Source organism: Streptomyces sp. NPDC102270 (assembly GCF_044766405.1).
In the GTDB taxonomy this organism is placed as follows: domain Bacteria; phylum Actinomycetota; class Actinomycetes; order Streptomycetales; family Streptomycetaceae; genus Streptomyces.
Map to the genome: position 1 here is coordinate 328,180 of NZ_JBIWLX010000013.1, position 21,046 is coordinate 349,225.

General features: G+C 66.2%; 14 protein-coding genes and 1 pseudogene. 3 read left to right on the plus strand and 12 right to left on the minus strand.

Annotation, left to right across the window (positions count from 1 at the left end; all coding sequences use genetic code 11):
* Nucleotides 1–20: 20 nt before the first annotated feature.
* Together ACIRP7_RS28375 and ACIRP7_RS28380 are read left to right on the plus strand one after the other, a co-directional pair.
* Nucleotides 21–668, plus strand: a complete 648-nt coding sequence (locus ACIRP7_RS28375) for a hypothetical protein (RefSeq protein WP_403664933.1) — start codon at nucleotides 21–23, stop codon at nucleotides 666–668.
* A 227-nt stretch (nucleotides 669–895) separates the two neighbouring features.
* The gene (locus tag ACIRP7_RS28380) at nucleotides 896–1,696 is read left to right on the plus strand and encodes a phosphoadenosine phosphosulfate reductase (protein ID WP_403664992.1); all 801 of its coding nucleotides are present in this window, start codon (nucleotides 896–898) and stop codon (nucleotides 1,694–1,696) included.
* 112 nt (nucleotides 1,697–1,808) lie between these two features.
* Here ACIRP7_RS28380 and ACIRP7_RS28385 read toward each other — a convergent pair whose 3' ends face one another.
* Together ACIRP7_RS28385 and ACIRP7_RS28390 are read right to left on the minus strand one after the other, a co-directional pair.
* Nucleotides 1,809–2,660 carry a hypothetical protein gene (locus ACIRP7_RS28385; protein ID WP_403664935.1) on the minus strand — a complete coding sequence of 284 codons (852 nt, stop codon included), beginning with the start codon at nucleotides 2,658–2,660 and terminating at the stop codon, nucleotides 1,809–1,811.
* 59 nt (nucleotides 2,661–2,719) lie between these two features.
* Nucleotides 2,720–4,180 (minus strand): DNA phosphorothioation-associated putative methyltransferase, encoded by a 1,461-nt coding sequence (locus ACIRP7_RS28390; RefSeq protein ID WP_403664937.1) that lies wholly within the window; start codon nucleotides 4,178–4,180, stop codon nucleotides 2,720–2,722.
* 532 nt (nucleotides 4,181–4,712) lie between these two features.
* Between ACIRP7_RS28390 and ACIRP7_RS28395 the strand changes: the two genes are divergently transcribed.
* Nucleotides 4,713–5,177 carry a hypothetical protein gene (locus tag ACIRP7_RS28395; RefSeq protein ID WP_403664939.1) on the plus strand — a complete coding sequence of 155 codons (465 nt, stop codon included), beginning with the start codon at nucleotides 4,713–4,715 and terminating at the stop codon, nucleotides 5,175–5,177.
* 187 nt (nucleotides 5,178–5,364) lie between these two features.
* Here ACIRP7_RS28395 and ACIRP7_RS28400 read toward each other — a convergent pair whose 3' ends face one another.
* The 10 genes and pseudogenes from ACIRP7_RS28400 to ACIRP7_RS28445 form a co-directional block, all read right to left on the minus strand.
* Nucleotides 5,365–6,141: a hypothetical protein gene (locus tag ACIRP7_RS28400; protein WP_403664941.1), complete on the minus strand. Its 777-nt coding sequence runs from the start codon at nucleotides 6,139–6,141 to the stop codon at nucleotides 5,365–5,367.
* A gap of 199 nt (nucleotides 6,142–6,340) precedes the next feature.
* Nucleotides 6,341–6,499 carry a hypothetical protein gene (locus ACIRP7_RS28405; protein WP_403664943.1) on the minus strand — a complete coding sequence of 53 codons (159 nt, stop codon included), beginning with the start codon at nucleotides 6,497–6,499 and terminating at the stop codon, nucleotides 6,341–6,343.
* Nucleotides 6,500–6,529: 30 nt separating this feature from the next.
* Nucleotides 6,530–6,985: an NUDIX domain-containing protein gene (locus ACIRP7_RS28410; RefSeq protein WP_403664944.1), complete on the minus strand. Its 456-nt coding sequence runs from the start codon at nucleotides 6,983–6,985 to the stop codon at nucleotides 6,530–6,532.
* Between the two features lie 744 nt (nucleotides 6,986–7,729).
* Nucleotides 7,730–8,620, minus strand: a complete 891-nt coding sequence (locus tag ACIRP7_RS28415) for a DUF5655 domain-containing protein (RefSeq protein WP_403664946.1) — start codon at nucleotides 8,618–8,620, stop codon at nucleotides 7,730–7,732.
* 506 nt (nucleotides 8,621–9,126) lie between these two features.
* Nucleotides 9,127–9,822 (minus strand): hypothetical protein, encoded by a 696-nt coding sequence (locus ACIRP7_RS28420; RefSeq protein ID WP_403664948.1) that lies wholly within the window; start codon nucleotides 9,820–9,822, stop codon nucleotides 9,127–9,129.
* On the minus strand, nucleotides 9,806–16,117 hold the full coding sequence (locus ACIRP7_RS28425; RefSeq protein WP_403664950.1) for an AAA family ATPase: 6,312 nt from the start codon (nucleotides 16,115–16,117) through the stop codon (nucleotides 9,806–9,808). Before ACIRP7_RS28425 ends, ACIRP7_RS28420 begins: the two co-directional genes overlap by 17 nt.
* Before the next feature lie 253 nt (nucleotides 16,118–16,370).
* The gene (locus ACIRP7_RS28430; RefSeq protein ID WP_403664952.1) at nucleotides 16,371–17,774 is read right to left on the minus strand and encodes a hypothetical protein; all 1,404 of its coding nucleotides are present in this window, start codon (nucleotides 17,772–17,774) and stop codon (nucleotides 16,371–16,373) included.
* Nucleotides 17,771–19,063: a hypothetical protein gene (locus ACIRP7_RS28435; protein WP_403664954.1), complete on the minus strand. Its 1,293-nt coding sequence runs from the start codon at nucleotides 19,061–19,063 to the stop codon at nucleotides 17,771–17,773. The genes ACIRP7_RS28430 and ACIRP7_RS28435 overlap by 4 nt, the downstream gene beginning before the upstream one ends.
* Nucleotides 19,064–19,168: 105 nt before the next feature.
* Nucleotides 19,169–20,206 (minus strand): hypothetical protein, encoded by a 1,038-nt coding sequence (locus ACIRP7_RS28440; protein WP_403664956.1) that lies wholly within the window; start codon nucleotides 20,204–20,206, stop codon nucleotides 19,169–19,171.
* Nucleotides 20,207–20,789: 583 nt separating this feature from the next.
* Nucleotides 20,790–21,046 (minus strand): annotated as a pseudogene (locus tag ACIRP7_RS28445) (biotin synthase BioB); the annotation flags it as partial.

The window sequence follows — 21,046 nt, forward strand, 5'->3', positions numbered from 1 at the left end:
GGTGATGGGAAGGCCCCCTCATGGCACAGGTGCGGGTCCCGTTCCTGCTGGGCCATGCCGAAATCGCCTCCCTCTATCGAGTAGAGCGCCAGACATCGCAGAAATGGCGGACAGAGGGCGCCCTCGCCGCACCTGACCTGGTCGCGTCCGGCAACCCGTACTGGCTGCTGGCGACGGTAATGCGGCTCAACGGCGTCGGCGACCGCCACGTGGCGGAAGACCAGCTGATCTCCTACAAGACCAGCATCCCCCACGGCTACGAGGTCCAGGACAAGCAGGACCTGCCCGTCATCCTCGGCATCCAGGAGGTCGCCCGCATCCTCGCGCGGGACGCGCAGGCGATCTCCCGATGGCGTAACCGGCGACAGATCGCCGAAGCCGACCTGACCCTCTCCGGCTCCCCTCTCTGGCTCCTGGAGACCATCCTGGATGATGCTCAGCAGCGGCAGCGCACCATCCTCCCGTCCGAGGTCGAACTGCTACGTACAGGTCACCGCGCCCCGCAGAAACCACGTGGCCGCAGACAAAGAGCGCCCCTCTCGCAGCCGCCACACAAAGCCCCGCCCGCAGCGCGAACGTTCACCGGCGCTGACCGGGCGGCAGCGGTCGAGTTCCTGGCAGCAGTCCTGGCAGAGGGACACTCTGTGGTCATCGAGCCGCGACCTTAGCCGGCCTTTTCCGTCCTGACTGGGACGGATCCCAGGACGCGATATCGCCTCCAGGCAGTGTTCGCCGACAGCTGTGAGAGAAACACTTGATGCGTCGCTCTTCAGTCCATACTGTCTCTCACATGCCGATCTTGTCACACACCCCCGGAGCCCACCACGACAGTCCGACGAAAGCGGGCCCACGGACCGACCTCGACCTGGCCGGTCACCGGTCAAGTGAACGCCCGATGAGGGTCATCTCCTACGGAGGCGGAGTCCAGTCGACCGCGCTGCTGGTGCTGGCCGCCCAGCGCGAGATCGACTTCTCCACCTTCCTCTTCGCCAATGTCGGGGACGACAGCGAGCACCCGGCGACCCTCGCGTACGTTCGCGAGATCGCCATCCCTTATGCCGAGCGTGCGGGACTGGACATCCATGAGCTCAAGCGACACCGCCGTGACGGGGCCACGGAAACTCTCATGCAGCGGCTGAACCGGCCAGATACCCGGTCGATCCCCATCCCGGTCCGTATGGCCAACGGCGCTCCGGGCCGCCGCAACTGCACCGCAGACTTCAAGATCAAGGTGGTCGGGCGGTGGCTTCGGGAGCGTGGCGCCACCGCGAAGGCACCGGCGGCGGTCGGCATCGGCATTTCGCTCGACGAAATCCATCGCGCCAACCGTCGGCGGAGGGAAGCCCACGAGGTCATCGAGTATCCCCTCCTCGACCTCGGGCTGCGCCGAGACGACTGCGAGCGCATCATCACCGAGGCCGGCCTGCCGGTACCGCCCAAGAGCTCCTGCTTCTTCTGCCCCTTCCGTACCGTCGACGCCTGGCGTCACCAGCGCAGGCACGAGCCCGAGCTGTTCGCTCGGTCGGTCCGGCTGGAGGAGGCAATCAACCGCCGACGGGCTGCGCTCGGCCGGGATGACGTTTATCTCACGAGGTACGGCATGCCGCTCACACAGGCCATCCCCGATGAGCGCCCGGGGGAAGGTGACGTCGATGAGGATGAGGGAGCGTGTGACTCCGGCTGGTGCATGACCTGATACGTACCGAGCAGGCCACGATGGGTGGGCCCGAAGCCATGGCTTCGGGCCCACCCATCGTTTGCCCCTGGGATGCCGACGTGGCCGCCACAGGGCACTGCAGGTGCCGGAATCAGAGCTCGGGCGGCTCGCCGGGCTGGAGGTGGAGGACGGCGAGGTATTCGCCGTAGGGCATTTCTTCGTCCACCCATCGGCTGCCGCCTGCGGGGTCGGGAATCCACATGCCGTCGAGAAGGTACTTGTCGTCGAAGACGGCGACGCGGTCTTCCTTCACCGCTGCCGCCATCAGCAGCTGCATGCCCAGCAGCAGCACCGTGGAGGCTTCCTTGACCGTGCAGACCTCGGTGTGCCCCGTGGGAAAGACCTTCCCGTCCGCGTCGCTGCCCGGCTCAGGGATGGACGCATGGCCCAGCACCGCCATCTCGTGCAGGGCAATCGCCTGAGTCACCGCTGCCGCCACCGGCGTGCCAGCGCCCGGCACACCGTCCGGGGCATGCGTCCGCAGATGCTCGGCGACCGCATGTGAGTGCACAGGCCATGTGTCGGGGTGTTGTTGCAGCCGCTGCTCAGCGGCCTCGACGGCCAGGCCAGGCTCCGTGGTGTCTGGGTACAGCAGCCGGACGAATCCTTCGAGGGCTGCGCGCAGGTAGCCGAGACGGACCTGGTGCTGCTGCCACTCCTCCATCATCTCGGTCCATACGGCGTCGAAGTCGAGGCCCGCTGAGCACATGCCGCCGTCGTCGTAGGACATGTCGAACGTCACCGTGCACAGGCCCTGGGCGAGACGCAGCCACTTGTAGGCCGTGTCCCAGCCGTTCTGTGCGCCGGGGACTCCTGTGACGGCGGAGGCATGCTCCACCCAGTCGGTGAGTTCACGGACATGGTCCTCGGGCTCAGACAGCGCGAGGGTGGACAGCGTTCGGTATGAGGGCAGGCAGGAGCCCTCCAGCCGGGTGGTGGTCATGGGTGGAGCGTGGCACACGGCACTGACAATCACCGCGGTGCCAAGAGCCGGAGCCAGGCTCAGGTGCTGGTGGTGCGCCGCACGAGCCGGTGGCCTCGCAACTCCCGCCCGCAGCGAACGAGTTCGCGCTCCCATCCCTCTTCCGTGCCGATCAGGTGCGGGCTCTCGTAAAGACCGGCACGGACTTCGGCTTGGGTGAGCCGCCGGTACTTGGGTGCGTCGGGATCATCCTCGGCAAGGAACTCGTGCTTGCGGTGCAGCAGGGGACGGTTGGTGGAGTCCGCGTACGAGGTGAAGGAGGACTTGAGGGTCTTCAGGTCGACGGCGTACGAGGCCGCGATTCGCGGATGGGGATCCGTGTCGAACTCGGGGTAGTCGAGCCAGCTGACGCCGCGGCCCTGGTGGCGGAGCTTGACGACGGACCACTCGCCAGGACGGCCGGCGGCAATGCTCGCGCACTGCTCGTACAGGCGCAGCACGGCCGGGATCCGGTGGAGTGCGCGGCGGTGAACGTACAGGGCGGTCGCGGTGAACTTGCCGGCGATCGATCCGTTCATCGCCCGGCGGACGTATGCGTCGTCGCGCAGTTTGAACAGCAGCCGATCCGCTCGGTGGCACGCCTCGGTGTACGACGGGAAGAAGGCACGGATGTCCAGTTGAACCGGCAGGGGCAGACTGCTGACCGGGCCTCGGCCGTGAAACAGCTCCAGCGCGAGGAACTGCAGTGTGTCGAGGGCTCCGCGCTCGGCGCTTCGTTCTACCTTCGCGGGGTCGGCTTCCTGCTCGGCAAGGCGCTTGAGTTCAGCGGGGCGCAGGTGGCCAAGGAGGCTGATGATGGGCTGCGGCATTTCCTCCAGCTGAGGCATCCTGCCGCGCTGTTCGAAATGAGCGACGACTGAGCTGATCGCCGAGGCGGTGTCCTCGGACGCCAGCCACCCCCCGTCAGGAGCGACCTGTCGGGCGAGGTAACTCAGGCGGGCCGCATCGTCCTTGAACGCGTAAACGATGCCGGGTGCCGCCGACACGCAGCGGACGCCGGTGGCCTCCTCGACGTAGTCGCGGAGCTCGCCAGCGGCGTAGAGGCGCTGGAAGGTGCGGCGCTGCGTGAGAATGCCGTCGCCGTACTCCGCGCCTTTGATCTGGTTGCGCTCCCACCTCAACCGCGCGGACACGACCAGCACCGATTTAGCGAAATCCCAGGCTTGTAGGAGCGTCTCGCGTCGTTCGGCGGGATTCTCAATGACGTTCAGGACGTAGGTGAGAAGGACCACCTCGGCCGGCTCACGCCGCCCGTCCGGGAAGTGGACCGGGTCCCACCCCGCGGCATCGAGGCCGAGGTGCTGCAGTGCCCGTACATCGCCGCCACGTCCGCACCCGTAGTCCAGTACTCCCGTGTCGGGTTCCAGCTGGAGGTCGCCGACGGCGCGACGAGCCGGCAGCGACAGGCCAACTCGGCCGATCGCGGTCTGATGCCTCTGGCTGCTCCAAAGCTGCTGTGTCATCGGCGTCCCCTGATCCACGGACAGGCCAGCATGCGACAGCACTGAACTTTAACTGACACCCGATCCGGCGACCCGGCTTACGCGGAGTCGCACCTCCCAGCTGACCTCGGGTGACTCTGCTCTCGCCACGATTGCGGGCGTGGCGGGTCGTCCACGTGACGAGGCCGAGGGGTCTGCCCGGGTTACGCCTGAAGCCGGCAGGAGGGCGCGACGGTCGGGCAGGTGGCCCGGATCTCCGAAGAGGTGTGCCGCTCGCTTCAGCGCAGGGTGATGGGGCGCTTGGGCACGTCGTTGACGAGTAGCCCGGCAATCAGGCCGAGGAGGCCGTCGGGATATGCGTACACCTCGTCTGCGGCGGCCGGAGAGCCCGCCGCAGGTCGCGATGATCACGGCAGGGGCTCCGCCGCGGCAATCCGGCATTTACCGCGACAGACGCCCCGGCCCCTGACCAGGACGTTGGATACCCGCAGACGATACCTGGCCGTAGCTACACGAGAACCGAGCCAACTACTCTGGCGGCAGATCTTCTGAACCGGAAAGGGAGGCCGCCGTGCCCGAACCGAGCATCCCCGACGAGGACGGCGAAAACGCCGCCTCCGTCGAGACCGCCAAGCCCCTGTCCAAGAAGAAGATCCTCCTCGGCATCGGCGCCGTGGCCGTCGTCACGGTCGGCGGCCTACTCATCAAGCTCGCCCGGAAGGACTACGCCACCGAGGACATCGAGACCGCCGAGTCACTCGATACCAGGGTCCCGACACCTGCGGAGCTTGAGTTCGCCACCATCGTACGCGCTGCCGCAGAAAGCGTGGGGAAGATCATGAACGTCTCCACGAGCGGCTTCACCGTGGAAGCAAAGATCCGATCCAACTCCGGCAGGGGAACGTGGACGGCGCACTTCCAGTTTGATGAGGAGACAGGCCACTGCCACTACTCCCATCCCTACCGGGGCGCGACCGCGCCTCTGTTCTTCATCGAGGAGGTCCAACGGCGACTCAGCGAAGCAGCAACCGCCTGACAGCCAGTTCCCCGCTCAGCCGGGGCAGCCAGCGGCAAGGACCCTCCCTACACAGCGCGGGAGACGGCCATCTCCCGCGCCCAGCCAGCCCGTTACGGGATCTCCCGCTGCCCGTCCCAGATGAACATGCGCACCGCGGCCGCTAGGGACGAGGTGCGTGCTCCTGGCTGCTTGTTGGTCCGGACAGTCAGCGGGCGCGATTCCACCAGTCGACGCTCTCCAGCGCTAGGACCTGTTCCTCCAGGAGGCGGGCGGCCTCGCCATCTGCGGTGATAGCCCAGCAGACATACAGGTCGGCCCACGTCAAGGCAGCCTTGCCCCACGCGGTCGCCCGCATCGGCTGACCGCTCTCGACTTCCGCAAGGCGCTCGCGCAACCAGTCCAAGTCGGCCAGCGCCCGGTCGAAGACCGCCTCGCCGAGCCCAGAGGCCAATGCCTTTCCACTGGTGTACCGCCGTATCCGGCCCCGCAGCCCCTCGCCCTGGCGCTCACCCGACATGCCAACGTAGACAATCGGGCCGTTCTGGCCCCGCCTGGCAAGGTAGACGCCCGGCAACCGCGGTACCTCAGCGCCGACCAACGGCACCCACTCCGACCACGCAGCCAAGGCCAGGACACCCTGACTGATCACCGGATGCACTCGTCCGACTCCGCCAGCTGCGGCCGACGGTTCCTGCTCTTCGGCTTCCTCGAAGAGCTCAAGTAGGTCGGGTTCGCGGGGGCTGGCCTCCCTGGCCTTGGAGATGTCGTAGACCTTGGCGGTCTTCGGAGCGCAGGCACCCGACGGCGTCCAGGACAGGAGTCCAACAGGTGGACCTACCGGCTCCAGGCCAACGTCGCGGATCTGCTGCCACGTCCGAAAGCGCTTGGGCAGCGTCTGAGGGGTGAACTCGCGCAGTTGCTCGGGCTCCGGCACAGCAACGTCGTCCTCGAAGTACGGGTCGCCGAACAGGTCGTAGCCCATCGGCTCACGGTGCATCATCAGTCCTCTGGCCGGAGGTACAGGGTGCTGATCAGGCTACGCAGCAGGGCCCGGCCGGTGGGGCCGAACGTCGGTTCAGGCAGTGCCGAACAGAAGCGGAACTCGGTGAGGGCACTGCGGAACTCAGCACCCTCAGCTGTGCATCCGGCTTCACAGGCGACGTGCAGTTCTCCCTGCCTCATCACACCAGCCGCCGGCGGGAGCCGAGCTTCTGGCGGTTGCGGGCCTGGTCGGCCTTGTCCGGGATGGTGCAGCGGATCCCGCGGCGGCGCAGGTAGACGCGGTTCCTGCGGGAGGCGTACGCCTCCGGCTCATTGCTGAGCTTGGCGACGTCGGGCAAGGCCCCCACGGCAGCCGCCCGCACTGACCGTCATGCGGCCTCTGGCCAACCGTCGAACGAAAGGATCGGGCCCCCGTCCAGGTACCGCTGCACGGCGACCAGGGTCGTGTGCGTGAAGGGCTGCGGAAGGTCGTCCGGTGGCACCCAGGCGATGGTGTCGTGCTTGTGCGGTTCCGCATTGTGGGGAGTTCCGCTCCACCGGTCGGTATGGAAGATCAGGGCCATGAACATCCCCGGGACCTCCGCTCCCCAGGAGCCATGGACTACGTGGACAAGACGCAGGTCCGCCTCGGCAACCACAACGCCCGTCTCCTCCTTCAGTTCCCGTACCGCAGTCGCGGTGATCGGTTCCCAGGGCTCGCCCTTGCCGCTGGGAACATCCCACTCGCCGGGCGCGAAATCCAGGTGACTGCTCCGGCGCAAGATGAGGAGTCTGCCGTTGTCGGGATCCGAGACGAGTACAGCGGCGATGAGCCGCGTCGTCATCGGTTCGCTCTTCCACCGGGCCGCTGGGTGATCGGACTCAGTCAATAGCCTTCCTCCAAATGATCTCGACGGCGTGGGAGCGATACACCCAGCGCAGGGCGGGCCAGTCTGCCGCAGAAGCCGTGCGGTCCGCCTCGTCTTTTCGCAGCACGCCCCCCTTTGCTGGACGAACTGGCACGCCGTCTCCGGCGCTTGAGGGGCCTCGGCCGTTGGGGCAATGGTCCGCACGGATGCGGCACACCCTGGTCACGGTCTGCTTCTTGCTGGGTCCGCCGGGTCCTGTCGCCGAATATCGGCACTCCGCCCTGGTGCTTGCCGTACCGCGACCAAAGAGCTTGTCCTGATCAAGCGCACCAAGCTGGGTCAGGAACCCTACTGAGTGACGGTCGGCGGCGGAGTGGAAGCAGACGACCAGAACAAAGCGCCCTGCTTCCTGACGCGTTCGGGGAGATCGGCAGCATAGTGGACCGCGCTGAAGTCGCGTAACTGATCACCGACGGTGCACCGCACGCAACCGGGCACCCTGGCCAGCCTCGCTGGAGCCCGGAATCCGAGCCCCTCGTCACGCCGTACTGCCGTGCCGGACGCGCAATATAGCTGCGGAGGCCCGGTTACCGAAACCGGGCCTCCGCAGCATCATTGGTAGTCCACCGCCAAATCCGTGACCACCAATGCGCAAGGGAAGTAGACGACCACCACTCACAACCGAATAACTCGCCTTGCCGTCCTCTCGGCTTTGAAGCCTTACGCCGCGGCGTAGCTGAGGCGGAACAGGTCCTGGGCACGCTCCAGGTCCCGCTCCGTACGCAGCTGCACCTCCAGGTCACCTGTGCCGTGGTGACCGAGCCCCGTCACGTCCCGGGTAAGACCGGGGACGATGTCGACCGCCTTCGGGTCGGCCTTGAGGTAGACGAGGAGCTTGGTCTGCTGGGGCGGACAGACGCAGGCGAAGTTCCGCAGTCGCTGATAAGCCGCGTAGTGCTTGCGCTGGACCCGGGTGATCCCCTCCCCAAGGCCGAGCAGCACCTCGTCGACCGCCTCTGCCAGCTCCGCCAGGGCTCCGCCCTGTACACAGGCAGACCTCACCCCGGCCCCGCGCCGGCGAATCCGCCTGCCCGTAGCCGAATGCCCGTTGACGGAAGCCACCGTCTCAAGGCCGATGAGGTCGTTGCCGAAGTACCGGTAGCGGACCAGGTCGATCGAGCGCCGGTGCTCACTCACGGCGTGCGCGTCGTAGCGGGTGAAGTCGCCAGCGACACAGATCAGCCTGGGTGCGCTCCACAGGATCTGGGACGCGGCCGACGCCCCGAATCGGTCGCGGACCAGGTTCCGGAACGCGTCCTTGTGGGCCATGAGCCACGCCATGTAGTAGAGACCCTGGTGAATCACCCCCGGATCAGTGCCGCGCTTGTACTCGACGACCACGGGTGCGAAATTCTCGTCGACTCCCAGTGAGTCGATCCGCCCGCCAGCAACACAGTCGATGACGTACTCGCTCGCCAGGAACCGCACGCCCAGCATTGTCTCCATGTGCGCCTCGATGAGGTTCTGCACGTCCGCCTCGACCTCAGCAAGGCGCGGCGGGACCTCGGTCACGCCGCCATTCGTCGCGTGGAACAGCTTCAGGCCAGCCACCTTCCCCTCCTCGGCTCGGTGATCACCAACGCCGATCAGGTGCAGGTTTGTTTCCGCGGGGAGCTTCGGAGGCGTGAAGGTCGTGTGAGACCCTACGTACGGCCCGCCCGGAGAACGCACGCGTCCCCCGGCCATCAGGGATCTACGATTCCCCCATGTGTCCCCCGCGCCCTGGGGGACAGCGCAAGGAAGCTGCGTTTTCGCAGGTCAGCCCCGTAGCTCAGTGGATAGAGCAGGCGCCTTCTAATCGCCTGCTCTGAATTCTTGCACCCGTAGCCCCGACTTCGACACCGCCCGCATCGCCGAGTCCGGCACGCAGGACAAGGTCGCCCAAGCTAAGGGCGGGATCGCCGAAGCCCTTCCCACCACGGGGCTCACCGTCCTCAACGCGCCCCATTTCACGGCCGTGACCGAACGCGCCGACGCCCGCGTCATCGCCTACGGCTCGGACGCACCGCCAGCATCCGTGCCACCGAGGTCGCCCTCAAGGGACAGGACTGGCCCTCCTACGTGGGCATCTCTCCTGGGGAAGCGGTCTCTTCCTGATCGCCGTCATCTGGTGAGGTGGCAGCCTTTACAACCGCCCCCAGGAGGTCGGTGATGGTGTTTCGATATGCCTCCGCAAGTTCGGCAAGCATTTCGATAACAGCGGCCGTGCCGGGTTCGTCGACATCGATATCGGCGTCAGCGGAGTTCTCCACCTTATCTCTCCGCTGGAGGGCTGCTGCTCTTCTTGGCAAGTGGGCCGCATACCGCAAGACAGCCGACTCCTGCTCGGTGAGATCGCGGCCGAACCTGTTCAGCCACTCTGCCTCGTCTTCCGGGCCGTCGTTAGTCGTGAGGTCGACCAGGATGGCCAAGACGTTGTGGTGAATCTCGTGCAGCCGCGCTCGCACGGTAGGCCGCGACCAGCTGTCGTTTCCCGGTTCAGGTAGCGCATCGAGGGTCGCAGCCAGTTTCGCCGCGTATGGGGGCGGCCATCCGGAGGGCCACGAGGACCGGGCCTGCCAGAGTCGCAGGATCGCGTCCCGTGCCTCAGCAGCGCGGGCTGCGGCGTCCGGCGCGTTCCGCTCACGCGCCTGATCGGCTTCCGTCACGAGGCGAGCTGTGTAGTGTGCGAGCCACCGGACCAGGGTGTTGTTGGTGTGCTCGTCGCCGAACTCGGCCAGGATGCGTTCGCCCAGCTCAGCGACGGAGTCCACTGGCGGCGAGGTCTCCGGTGGCGTCGAGGAGATAGATGCGGCTGACGGGGATCCGGTACCCGTCTCGTCGTTGTCCAGTTCGGCGCCGTGCAATCTGAACCTCCGTGATCAGGCTTTTTCCTGTGGCAGCGAGATACTGCAGCAATCCGTCCCGCCTGACGTGGACACGGTAGCCAGATGAGACGAGCGTAGATTCTGGGTCACGTCCCGGGTCAGGGTCAGCCCATTGCTGAGCCTGCGCCACGATGCCTCCGTCGTGCGCTGTCAGCGTTAGATGGGCGGCGTCGACTGCCGTGCGGCTCTGAATCCTGAATGCCTTCCCTGGCAGGGGAATTTCACGACGCAGCTCGTAGGCATATACATCGTGCCGGTCAAGGTATTCCGCGGGCTCGTAAGGACGCAGGATCCATCCGCTGAGGTGAAAGGCACCTTCGTCGACTTCGAATTCTTCCTCTTCTTCGTCGGGCAGCTTCCAGTCTGTCGGATTGGAGGCCGAGGCGAGGGCGCGCTGTAGGTCGGCGGAATGGCGAGGATCCACAAGGGCCGAAGCCACGCTCACCGTCTCGAGGGTGCCGGAATCCTGGAGACGTACACTCGCCGCCACACGGATCATGTCCGATACACCGCCTACCCGGTCGTCGATGGTTAGCCCGAGGGCACGATCGAAGTCAGCGAGCGATGCAGTATCCCAGGTGACGGACCGCGCCCGGGGCAGAAGAAACTCCGGATCGGCCGGGACCGGTGTCCCGAGGTCTGCGAGCCAGCCGGTCGGGGCCGGGAGGTGTGGTAGCAGCCAGTCCTCCCAGGAATCATCTTGTTCATGTGCCAGGGTTCCGGCACGGACCGGACGGCCTTCGTCAGCGAGGTGCCCGGCTGTGGCCATCATGGCGTGATACTCGATGTAGAGCCGGAGACTCTCCTCGCGAGGAATGCTTCCGTGCCTGTGACCGGTGCGTTCGTAGGAGCGCTCGTCGCGCAGCTCTCGGACATCGGTCCACCAATCGTCCGTGCTCAAACCCCATCGGTCGATGATGAATTCCTCGGCGGTCTCGGCGATGACGTCCACCTCGACGTCGAAGACCTCGGCCAGTGGCCCGTACCAATAGGGGATGGTGTCCATGGAATCGAAGTCGTAGCGACCGTTGCGGGAGGTTCTGTCGCGTCGCGCGTAACTGCGTCCGTAGTCCACGAACCAACTGGAGGGCTGGTTGGCCAGGCGAAGCATCTCGACCTGCGTGGGATCGGCATTGGCTGCTGCCGCAACCGCCAGGCCAATGCGACGCGCCAGTTCACGGATCTGTGCATGCGGGAACACTCGATCAGTAGCGACGCGCATGAACTCACGGAAGTGCGCGGCAAGAATATTGGGACGCTCCACTGCCACCCGCTCAAGTGCCGCAAGAAGTGCGGCGATCGCCGAGAAGCTGTAGAACTGCAGGCTCGCGTCCCGGAAGGTTCCCGGCTCATTGTCGTCCAAGCGTCGTATGAGGTCCGCTACAAGCGACTCGGCGTCAGCAGCAGAGGAGGCGCCCAGTAGTTCGCGAGTGGAATGCGCCGCACGCCAGCGGAGTTCCCGCTGAGGGTGCCCGAAGGTGCTCCAGAGCAGCAGGGAAACGGCCATCGCCGCGCTCTTCCGTTCGGCGGCCACGGTGTCGGGCGGAACACGGTCGTCGAGGAGCCCCAGAAGGGCCGAGCCGGCATCGACGGTGGGGCACAGATGTCCAAGGAGGGCTGCGACGCTCCGCCATCCGTAGGCCCGCAGCCCCTGCCGTGCCTCCGGCAGGGCGGCCAGAGCGGCGTGGCGGATGGCCAAGTCGTCTCCGAAGACCCTTAGTTGTTCGATCGTGCTTTGAGTGTCATGCCCCCAGAGCACCTCGGTGAAGAGTCGACTAACCAGGTCGGGAAGCCTTGCGGCCGCCCATGTCGCTACCGCTGGTGTGGAACTCCAGCGGCGGACGTGGTCGGACAGGACCGCTAGCGCGTCGTTCGTGTCCAGGTTCGGCAGCGACGCGACAGTTGTCAGAGCGTCCAGGCGCTGTCCGTAGGGGGTGTATTGGAGAGCCGCCGTAATGAATCCACGCAGTTCTTCACCGTAGACACGAGCGTCGGTCAGTGTTCGCACGTCCTCTGCCATCGACACCCAACTGCGAGACGTGGCCCCGGACAGCAAGGCTTGAACCTCGGGAGCGTGACGCTTACTACCGCCCCAGTTTCTGCTGGAAGCCTGGCCAATGACCGAACCTTCCGGTACGTCTCCGAGCCGAATTACGGCTTCGAGCGCCTGCCGGATGCTGCTCCCGTGTCCCATCTGCTCGGCAGCGTCGACAAGGTGCCGCGCCCTTGCCAGCTGATCGCGTGCGGGAACACGACGCCGCACCCATTCCGCGGCTCTCAACAGGACACGGCGGCACTCCTGCCTTTCCGTAGCACCGCTCGCCGCCAGCCTTTTGGCGACGTTGAGCTGCAGAAGCCAACGACCTCCGTCGTCGGTGATCAAGTGGTCCAGGAAGAGAAGCTGCTGCGAGGGGATCTCTCCGTTGTGAACTGCACCGGTCAGTGCGGCAGCCAAGGTGGACGAGATCCCGATGCGGTCCTGGTCATCCCATCGGCTGGCAGCCGCAAGGCCGGTGAAGGGGTCCAGGCGAGCCGCCGCGCCAGCGATCTCCGCGTAGGGAATCTCGGCGGCTTCACTCACGTGCGGGGCCATTAGTTCCGCGGCTCGAACGAGGCGCGCGGCGGTATGAGCTGGATCAAGACCGGAGTTGTCGGCACGGTGGGCGAGGTCTACGTGGACCTCCAAGAGACGGGCCGCGTCGTCGTTTACCCCGGTCGCTGCTTCCACAGCCTGGTCGAAGAGATGTCTTCCCAGATCCACATCCACCTTCGCTCCCAGCTCCGCCAAACGAGCAAGGAGGTCAAGGCGTTCCTGTGCTGGATAGTCGTTGCTGTTGACGTAGTCGGCCGCCCTCGTGCACAGGTCAGCTGCCATGCCCTTGAGATGCGAGTGTGGCAGGAGTAGGGCCGCCAGTTCCATCCAGAGTTCAGGCGCACCGTCACGACGGATGGCCTCGGCGGCCCCGGCCAGACGAGCGACGGCCTCCTGTGCCACTTGGGTGTCCAGGGCGGCGGAGGCCACTAGGCTTGCCCAGGCCGGATAGGACCTGTCGTGCGTGAACCACCGGTGTGTGGCCCGCTCCATACGTGCGGCGATTCCTCGATCACAAAACGTGAGGACCTCGTCGGCCTCCGCTTGCCCCAAGGACGCGCGTGCAGCCAGCACGGCGGCTGCGGCGATGGCCTTCACGAGTTGGAGCCATTCATCGCGTTCGCGCGCCCGGGGGTCAGTAGTGCGACCCGTTTCGTCGGTGCGTGACTGCAGTGTGGCGGGAACGAGCGCGGCGACGTCCATGTCGTTGCCGCTGAGCACTGCGTCTGCGGCATGGCAGCGCAGAAGCACAGTGCCTGGCTCCATGGATCCCGCATAGTTCGAAATACCGCTGGGCAGCGCCGTAGACCAGCGTTTGGCCAGGTCGGCGGTCAGCTGACGGTCGCCGTGCCGGAGCGCCTCGTCGAGCACTCGTGACTGCACTGGCAGAGGCTCGGCAGGCAGGTCCAACAGCAACGCGGCAAGTACTTCGTCGACCCACTCCGCGTCCGGCTCATCGGAAGGCGATACGACAGCGGCGAAGACGCGTGCCTGCGCCTCCGCCGGAACCCGGTACCTCTTCAACAACCGTCGTACGACGGCAGGATCGACATCATCCGCGAGGCGTTCTGCCAGTGCCACGGCGGCCTCCAGCACGAGGTCACCGGGGCGCCATCGCCGCAGTTCTCTCAGCGCGGCCCTGACTCCGTCAAGTCGATAGCACGCCTCCGCTGCCGCGGCAACGTCGTCCGGCGTGACATCCCAGTGCTTGCCCTCCCCGTTCCGCTGAGCCATCCAGCGACGCAGCCAGCCCCCGGCGCTCTCCAGGTCAGCCCGGGCTACGTCGTGCCGTTCGGGAGTACGGGACAGCACCGCAGCCGTCTGGAGGAACACCGGGGCGAGCCAAGACCCGCTCGGTGTGCGCAGTACGTGGGCTCGCAGAAGGTCAGGGTCCGTATAGCGGGCGACCAGCTCCAGATGTGACTCGGTCAGGCGCGACAGCGTGTCGAAACGGGACGCCGTGTCGCAGCCCCGAACGGCCAGTCGTACGGCGGCTGCCGCGTCGGCCGTTTGTGCTGCGGCTCGCACAGCCAGGTCCAGGCGCCGGCCCTGGACCTCCTCTCGGCGGAAACCGTCCGTAATGCCGACAGGAGTGGCTTCTTCCAGAACAAGTTGCAGCAGCTCCTCCAGACGGCCTGACGCGGCCAGATGGTCGGCCAAGTGCGCTGCGGCGTCCACGTCGGTCGCCCGCGCGGCGAGACACAGATCCGCCAGTCGGCTGTGTGCCGCGATCACTTCGGAGGGATCCACGCAGTCCCTGACGTGCGTTTCGAAGTCTTCGTCCCGGAACTGGATCGAGTCGTCGACGACCTGGACTCCGGGGGTGAGCCCCGCGGCGAAGTTCCTGACGGCCGGCAGGTCGACGTCGAGAGCGGTGGCAAGTGTCTGAAGCGGCACCGGGCGGGAAAGCGCCAGCATCAACGCGAGCCACCGTAGACCACCGGCGTCCGCTCCGCCCACATGCAGAGCCGAGTCGATGAGATCGTCGAAGACCGCCTTGGGGGTCCGCTCCGATTTCGCCAGTAGCGTGGACATGTCCCAGGCATGCTCGGCGGCTTGCTGAAGGACGTAGAACTGGGCTCTGGGATTCCCTTGAGTCCTGTCGTGGAAAGCGTGGGCATCCTCCTCGGAGGCGTCCGGCCGGTGCCGACGCAAGTGCGCCGCAGACGTGGGAACGTCGAACGCTGCGAGCGGAACCTCCTCGGCCGCCGTCGTCGCCCCCAGCGAACCGACACGATGGCTGCGGGCGGTGAGCACCACGGCGACTCGCTGGGGCAGTGCCAGGCGGACCAGCTCCGACAGAAAGGAGCGGTTTCCGCATTCCCGAGCCGCTGTCGCGGCGTTGTCAGCAGCGTCGACGGCCAAGACCACCACGGCGTTCCGCGGGAGGCCGGCGACAGCTCCGTCAAGCGTGCGGCGGAGCCGCCGCCAAAGGTCCTCCTGCCGCTGCGAGACCGGAATAAGCAGCGGAGTTCCGCACAACTGCGCCAGTTCGTTAACCACTTGGGTGACGAACCGCTCCGGCGTGTGCCGCTCTTCACCTGCACTCAAATAGTCTCCGCCGCCGTAGCAGTCGAAGTGGACGACCTGGGATCCCACCGGCAGGTGGTCATTCATCTGGCGGATCGCCGTGGTCTTCCCAGCCCCGGCATCTCCGTGGGCCACCACGAGTCGTCCCGGATGCCTCATGACGGCCTCTGCGATGGAACGGGCACCGGGCGCGGGGAGTGGATCGGCAACTTCCGTGAACCGAGCAGGTGCCGGGTACAGATCCAGCAGTTCGGGAGCCCCTAGTTCCGCAAGGACGTCGCTTGCCGTCACTCCCTTGCGGTTGCTGTCTGGCAGTGCCTGCGCACGGACAAGGTGGAACAGCTTCAGGGCCGAGCCGTGGCCCTTGCCCGGTGTCAGCTCAGCCGCTCCGGACTGAACCGCGCGGGCCAGTGCAGCCCTGTCCATGGCGCCTGTCTGTGACAGATCAAGGGCGCCCATGAACGCGCAGAACTGCTGGCTGCTCAGCCGGGCGCCTACCGCCTCAGACAGAGACCGGACAGTAGCAGCCTGCTCGGCAGGGAGCGCAGCGAGAAGAGCCCGGGTCTGGACCGCCTGCCCTTGGTCTGCAACCCAAGCCGCCGCAGCTGCTACAGAGGAGACCAACTCGGGCGCGGCCGACTGGTTGCTGACCAACGCGATACGGGCCCTGGACGCGACAACAACTCCATGTTCGTCCACAAGCCGTCGATAGGCAGCCGCCAGATCCGCGATGACGGATCGTGCTGGCGTCGTAGTGCCGTTGGCGCGATACCGCACGCTCTTCCTGCAGAGCCTTGCCGTTGTCCATTCGGTGTCCGGGTGACGCGAGCTGTACTTCAGCTGCGACAGGACAAGAGCGTCTGCCGAAGCAGCATCGTCGCCCCCCAGGTACTCGGCAACGTCCACCGTCTCGTACTCGTCGTCTGGATCATCGACGTGGGCAAGACCTTCGAGTGTGACACGCCGGAGAATGGTGCCCGGCTCGACCAGTTTCAGCGCCCGGCTCGCCGCCCACCAGAAGTGGAAATCGTCTCCGGCATTCGACTCCGGCGCACCCACCCTGCCTCCCCCTTAGCGCTGCGCCAGTCGAGACGACCGACGCTGGGGGCACAGAATATCCCCGAGATCCCGAGCAGATCCCCAACTGTTGGAGCACCGTTGCGCGGTTCGACCGACTGGGGCGCTCCCAGCGCCTGACCGGGCCGCTGACCGGGCCGCTGCGCGTGCCGCGCCGACGAAGAGATCATCGCAAGCCGAATACCGGACGCCGAAGAGCATGATCGCTTGTACCACCTCGCGGGACGCGCTCCATCTACATGTAGAAGGCGTACCGGGCTTCAGGTTCGTAGGTATCCGGAAGATCTCGGAGGATGGTGCCGACTTCGCCAGCGAACCGAACCGTGACTGGTAGACGCTCTGCGAAGCGAGCGGAATTCCAGTTCATCTTCGTCAGCAGCAGGACCTCGCGGAGCAGGTCCCGTCCACTGGAGTCCCCTACGTGGTCGGTGATCTGGACGGGCGCCGGCACATGACCGTGCGGGTACCGGCCGAGCGATGGCACGTAGCCCGTGGTGTAAAGGTAGCGACGGTCACCGAGGCTGACGCATGTGCCGCGAGGCGGAGGATATTCGCCGTGGCGCATCATCCGTACGCCGGTGGAGGGCGCCAGGGCCACCAAGTCGTACTCGTAGCCGCTGAGTGCGTCCTCAAAGCCCGCGCGTTCCGCAGGGAAAAACCGCGACTGCTTGTGGATGACGATGCGCCGCGGAGTACGTCCCATGGTCTGTTTGTAGCGGCCGATGACGTCGGAGATCAACCGCGACGCCTCTTCCGCAGGCAGGTGGGGCCACTTACCCTTCCACTCGAACGGGCTGCCCCGCAGCACGAACGCCTCTCCGTTCTCAGCAAACGCTTGGGCAACGCTCGTACGCATCGTGGATCTCTCGCCATGAGGGCGATAGAACGTGACTCCCAGATGGCACGTCCCCTCGGCCAGGCCCACCGGGGTCCAGGGGAAACCGCCGGCCTTGAAGTAGATCGCGGTGAACAGGTTCCACGCGAGGTCGGCTGGGTGTTCGAGGTCGGAGGTATGCGCGTTCAGATCCGACTCGACCGTCTCCTGCTGGAGCAACTGCGTGCGTAGGCCCCGTTGCATCGCTCGGGCCTTGATTCCCGCACGCAGATTCCACACCGTCTCCACTCCACGGTTTCGCTGGTGTACCGCCCAGTACCGCCTGGTGATCTCGGACGGCAGCGTGATGAACACGACCGCGGGAGGGGCATCGAGGCCGGCAAGCTTGCCCAGCCGGTCGTCGATGATATCCAGGAGCTGGTTGAAACCTTCGAGCTTTCTGAGCCGGTCCGCGGTAACGGCGCGGATCTCAGCAGCGGTGATCTTTGCTTCCGGGCCGTCGGTACGCAGCCGAGAGGCGAACGGACCATCCGGTTGGAAGCCGCAGAAGGGGTGGTGCTCGTTGTCGCCGTCGACCCCCTCGGCCGCCCGCGACAGCCACGTCCGGGCCTTGGCGATGGATTCGGCGGTGCCGATGAATCCAGCGGTCACTGCAGCGGGATGGTTCGGCTGGTCGCGTGACCAGGGGCCTGCCGCAGGGATGCCGACCTTGGGGTCGATGTGTGTCAAACCGTCGGCGAAGGCGAGTGCCGGCTCGCCGATCCATTCAACGCCCAGATTGAGCGGCTTGAGCGCAAGACTCATCGGTCGTCCTCCTTGTGCTCAGCACCCCAGTCCCACTCCTCGTCGTCGACCTCCCACGTACTGGCGAGAGCGTCAATGACGTCGTCTTCGTCCCCACTGTCGAGCATGGTCACGGGGTTGAAGCGGTTGTCGTCGATCAGCGGCCACTTGGCATCGATCTGCGGGAAGTCGCCGTCGATCGCGATCCGTTGACGGCCGACTTCGAAGACGACCCTCGCGCGGCCGTCGAGCAGGAAGTAGCGGAAGAAGTGGACGGCGTCGAAGTAGCCCTCGTTGTACATGCGGGATTTACGCTTCGTCACTTTGCGGCCCACCCTGCGCGGGTCAAGCGGCTCTTTCCCGTCCTTTGTGAGATGGAACTCGGGCCGGATGGTCAGGCCCCACATTCCCGCGGCGAACTCCTCGAAGCGAAGCTGCGCCGCGAGATGCCACCACACATCGCGCGGGTTTCCGGCACGCTCGCCTTCCTGGCGTACAACCTTCTTGGCGGACTGGTTCCTGCCTGTCTTGGTCTTGGCCTCCACTCTCCGGGTGACCGTCTCGTGGTCCGCCAGGAAGTAGTAGCGTCCGTGATCGCGGTCGTACTGTATGCCCCGCTTGCGCAGGGCCATACGAAGCGCCGAGTTCAGCAGCCACACGTAGAAGTTCCGGTCCTGCGAGCCCAGCAGCTCCGCCGCGTCCAGGCATTGAGCACTTTCGGACTTCACGACCTGTTTGAACGGCCCACGTACATCAGCAAGGTCGTGAAACCCCCATACCTGACCATTGGCCAGGACGAAGGGAAGAACCTGACCGCGTATTGGACGGGGCAGCCGTTCGATGACTTCCATGGAAGTCCTGAACCGTGACTCTGCCCTCCAGACCGAGCCCGGAAGTTCCGAGATGGGCAGCAATGACACATCAACGGAGTCCGTCTCGAACGGTGCGGGCGGTACACGGAGATCCTTCGCCGCCATCCTCGCCTCGTGGTCCGCCTTGTACTTGGCGAGTACCTCGACCGAGTAGACCCTCGGGTTGCCGTCCACGATCGCATGGTGGTTCCCGCAGAAGAGGGTGAGGTTCTCCACCGCATCCGGGTCCTCCGAGAGGGGCGCCTCTCTGGAGCGCGGCCCCTGCCTTCCGACACCGACGAGATGCGCACGCTGAGCCAGCGTTACAGGTCTCTCACCGGAAGCCTCCTGATACGTCACGGGGCTCGAACACCCCGGGAACGCACACTGGTTCCTGGACAGCGCGAACAAGCGGTTGGTGACCGGTGCCGGAATCTCCTTGCGGCTGCTTGATGCCATGGACCGACTCTATGCCGGGCCACTGACAGCGCCGGTTTCCAAACCTGTGGCGGACGGCTCCCACCCCCATTACCGCTCAGCCTGTCGCAACGGCCGGCGAGGGGTTCACCCGTCTAGATGCGGCTTGAGCTCCTCCGACGTCGGCACACGTGTGTCCGGCATCCTCGGCAGCCGGGTCAAAGGGTCCGTCGTCCGTACATGGTCGCGCGCCCATGCCAGCCAGCGTCGGGCGGAATCCAGAGCTGATTCGATTGCGCCACCATCCAGTTCACCAAGGCGACGTTCCATGGCGTCGCAGTACTGCCTCAGTACAGCGGCCTCCCGCCATCGTCCTGCTTCGTCCCGAAGCGCCTCGGCCAGTTGATCCTGCACTGCTTGCTTCCTGGCCTCCTCCATGGCTGCCTGCCAACGGATCTGGCGTTGCGCCTTGGCTCGCTCCTCACCGGCCCGACGCTGGGCCTCGTGCACCGCCCGCACCTCGATCTCGCCGAGAATCTCACCCAGGAAATCTTCCAACGCCCCGCTCTTCCGATCGCGCCAGCGGCCGGGACGACTGGTGCGGCCGTGATCAAGCTCTACGACGAGGCGTGCGGCACGCTCTGGGTTGGTGGACTGCGGGAACTCCTGCTTGACGGTGACGCTGCCAGCGAAGCCATCGACGACCAGGCTCACACCGCCCTCTCTCGGCGAGTAGTACGTCCGAACTTCCTGTACGCCGTACCCTCGCCGCACCGCCTCGACTGCCAGCGCGTGCAGGAGCAGAAGTGCCCGGCGCCGAAGGGCAGGAGGCATCACGAGCTGCTCCTCCGCGTCTCTGAGCGCGGCCACGACCGGATGAACAGAAGCCAGCCGCGTGGGAACCGGAACCACCGAGGTGTCGCCGGTCGGCTTCCGGCTCCGTGAGTTGGGATGTGGTCCCTCTGCGAGGTACAGCTCCCACCCGCCTGCCCCGAGGCAGACCTTCCCGATCCGTTTGCCGGGAGGTTCCAGTCCGTGCCGCTTCGCATAGTCGATGACCTTCCGACACTCGGCGAACTGGTCTTCGTCAGCGACACGGACACGCCCCTCGGTGAGCAGCCGCTCGACCAAATCGATCGCCCTGGCTCGTCGCGCACGAGCGACGGGCCGTTCGGCGTAGGACACGGAGCTACGCCTGCGCCCAGCAGGTCCGTCGGATGCCGCCTGGTCGTCCCCTTCAGCTGGCGTCGGCCCGTCAGGACGTTGACCGTGTCGAAGGTAGTAGCGACCGTCCTCGGTGACTTCCACGAGCGCTTCCCCGCCGCCCCGGCTGATCCTCAGCAAACCTCCATCACGCAATGCACGAGCCGACCGCCAATCCCCCGGCGCCCAGGCTGCGGGATGCTCCTCACCGGCCGCGAGCCGCTTGAGTAGTGCGCGTTGCCGTTCATTCGGGTCAGACCGTCGATCCACGATCACCAAGCCGACAGCGCACCCGTGTGCCCTGTACAGAGCCGAAAGAGTGGCTCCTGCCCGTGGGAGTTCTCTGGGACTTCCCTGGGACTTCCGGTCGCATCAGCCAGCACGAACGTGAAACAACCGAAAGGTCATTCATGCAGGTCAACGACCTGCGGCGGCCAGACACCGCAGGTCACGGTGTTGGCTGGTCTCTTCCGGGACATCTGACGGAAGGGTGCCGTCGCGCCCTCTCCCCGACGAGTGATCGCCGTCCCTGGGGGCGGCGGGCGCTTCCCCGGTTCACCCCGGCTCAGGCATTGGGCGCGAGATCCGTTCCGGCGCCTCGGCGGCGGACGGCGACCAGGTCCGTACGGGGTTCGCTCACCGTCGGCGCGGCCGAGGCGGCCGTACCGCAGACCCCGCCACCGGCGTGCGACCCGCAGCCGGCGCTCTCGTGCGAGCCGCAGTCCGCGCTCTCCCGACAACCGCCGGTCACCCGGTGCTCCGGCAGTGTCACCTCGCTCGCGCCCTCCACCTCGAAGCCGGCGTCGGCGATCATCTCCAGGT

Bases quoted from the DNA above. Each gene is read 5' to 3' on its own strand.
- ACIRP7_RS28380 (WP_403664992.1), top strand. From the start codon at position 896: ATGAGGGTCATCTCCTACGGAGGCGGAGTCCAGTCGACCGCGCTGCTG.
- ACIRP7_RS28410 (WP_403664944.1), bottom strand. From the start codon at position 6,985: ATGACGACGCGGCTCATCGCCGCTGTACTCGTCTCGGATCCCGACAAC.
- ACIRP7_RS28430 (WP_403664952.1), bottom strand. From the start codon at position 17,774: ATGAGTCTTGCGCTCAAGCCGCTCAATCTGGGCGTTGAATGGATCGGC.
- ACIRP7_RS28400 (WP_403664941.1), bottom strand. From the start codon at position 6,141: ATGGGCTACGACCTGTTCGGCGACCCGTACTTCGAGGACGACGTTGCT.
- ACIRP7_RS28375 (WP_403664933.1), top strand. From the start codon at position 21: ATGGCACAGGTGCGGGTCCCGTTCCTGCTGGGCCATGCCGAAATCGCC.
- ACIRP7_RS28385 (WP_403664935.1), bottom strand. From the start codon at position 2,660: ATGACCACCACCCGGCTGGAGGGCTCCTGCCTGCCCTCATACCGAACG.
- ACIRP7_RS28435 (WP_403664954.1), bottom strand. From the start codon at position 19,063: ATGGCATCAAGCAGCCGCAAGGAGATTCCGGCACCGGTCACCAACCGC.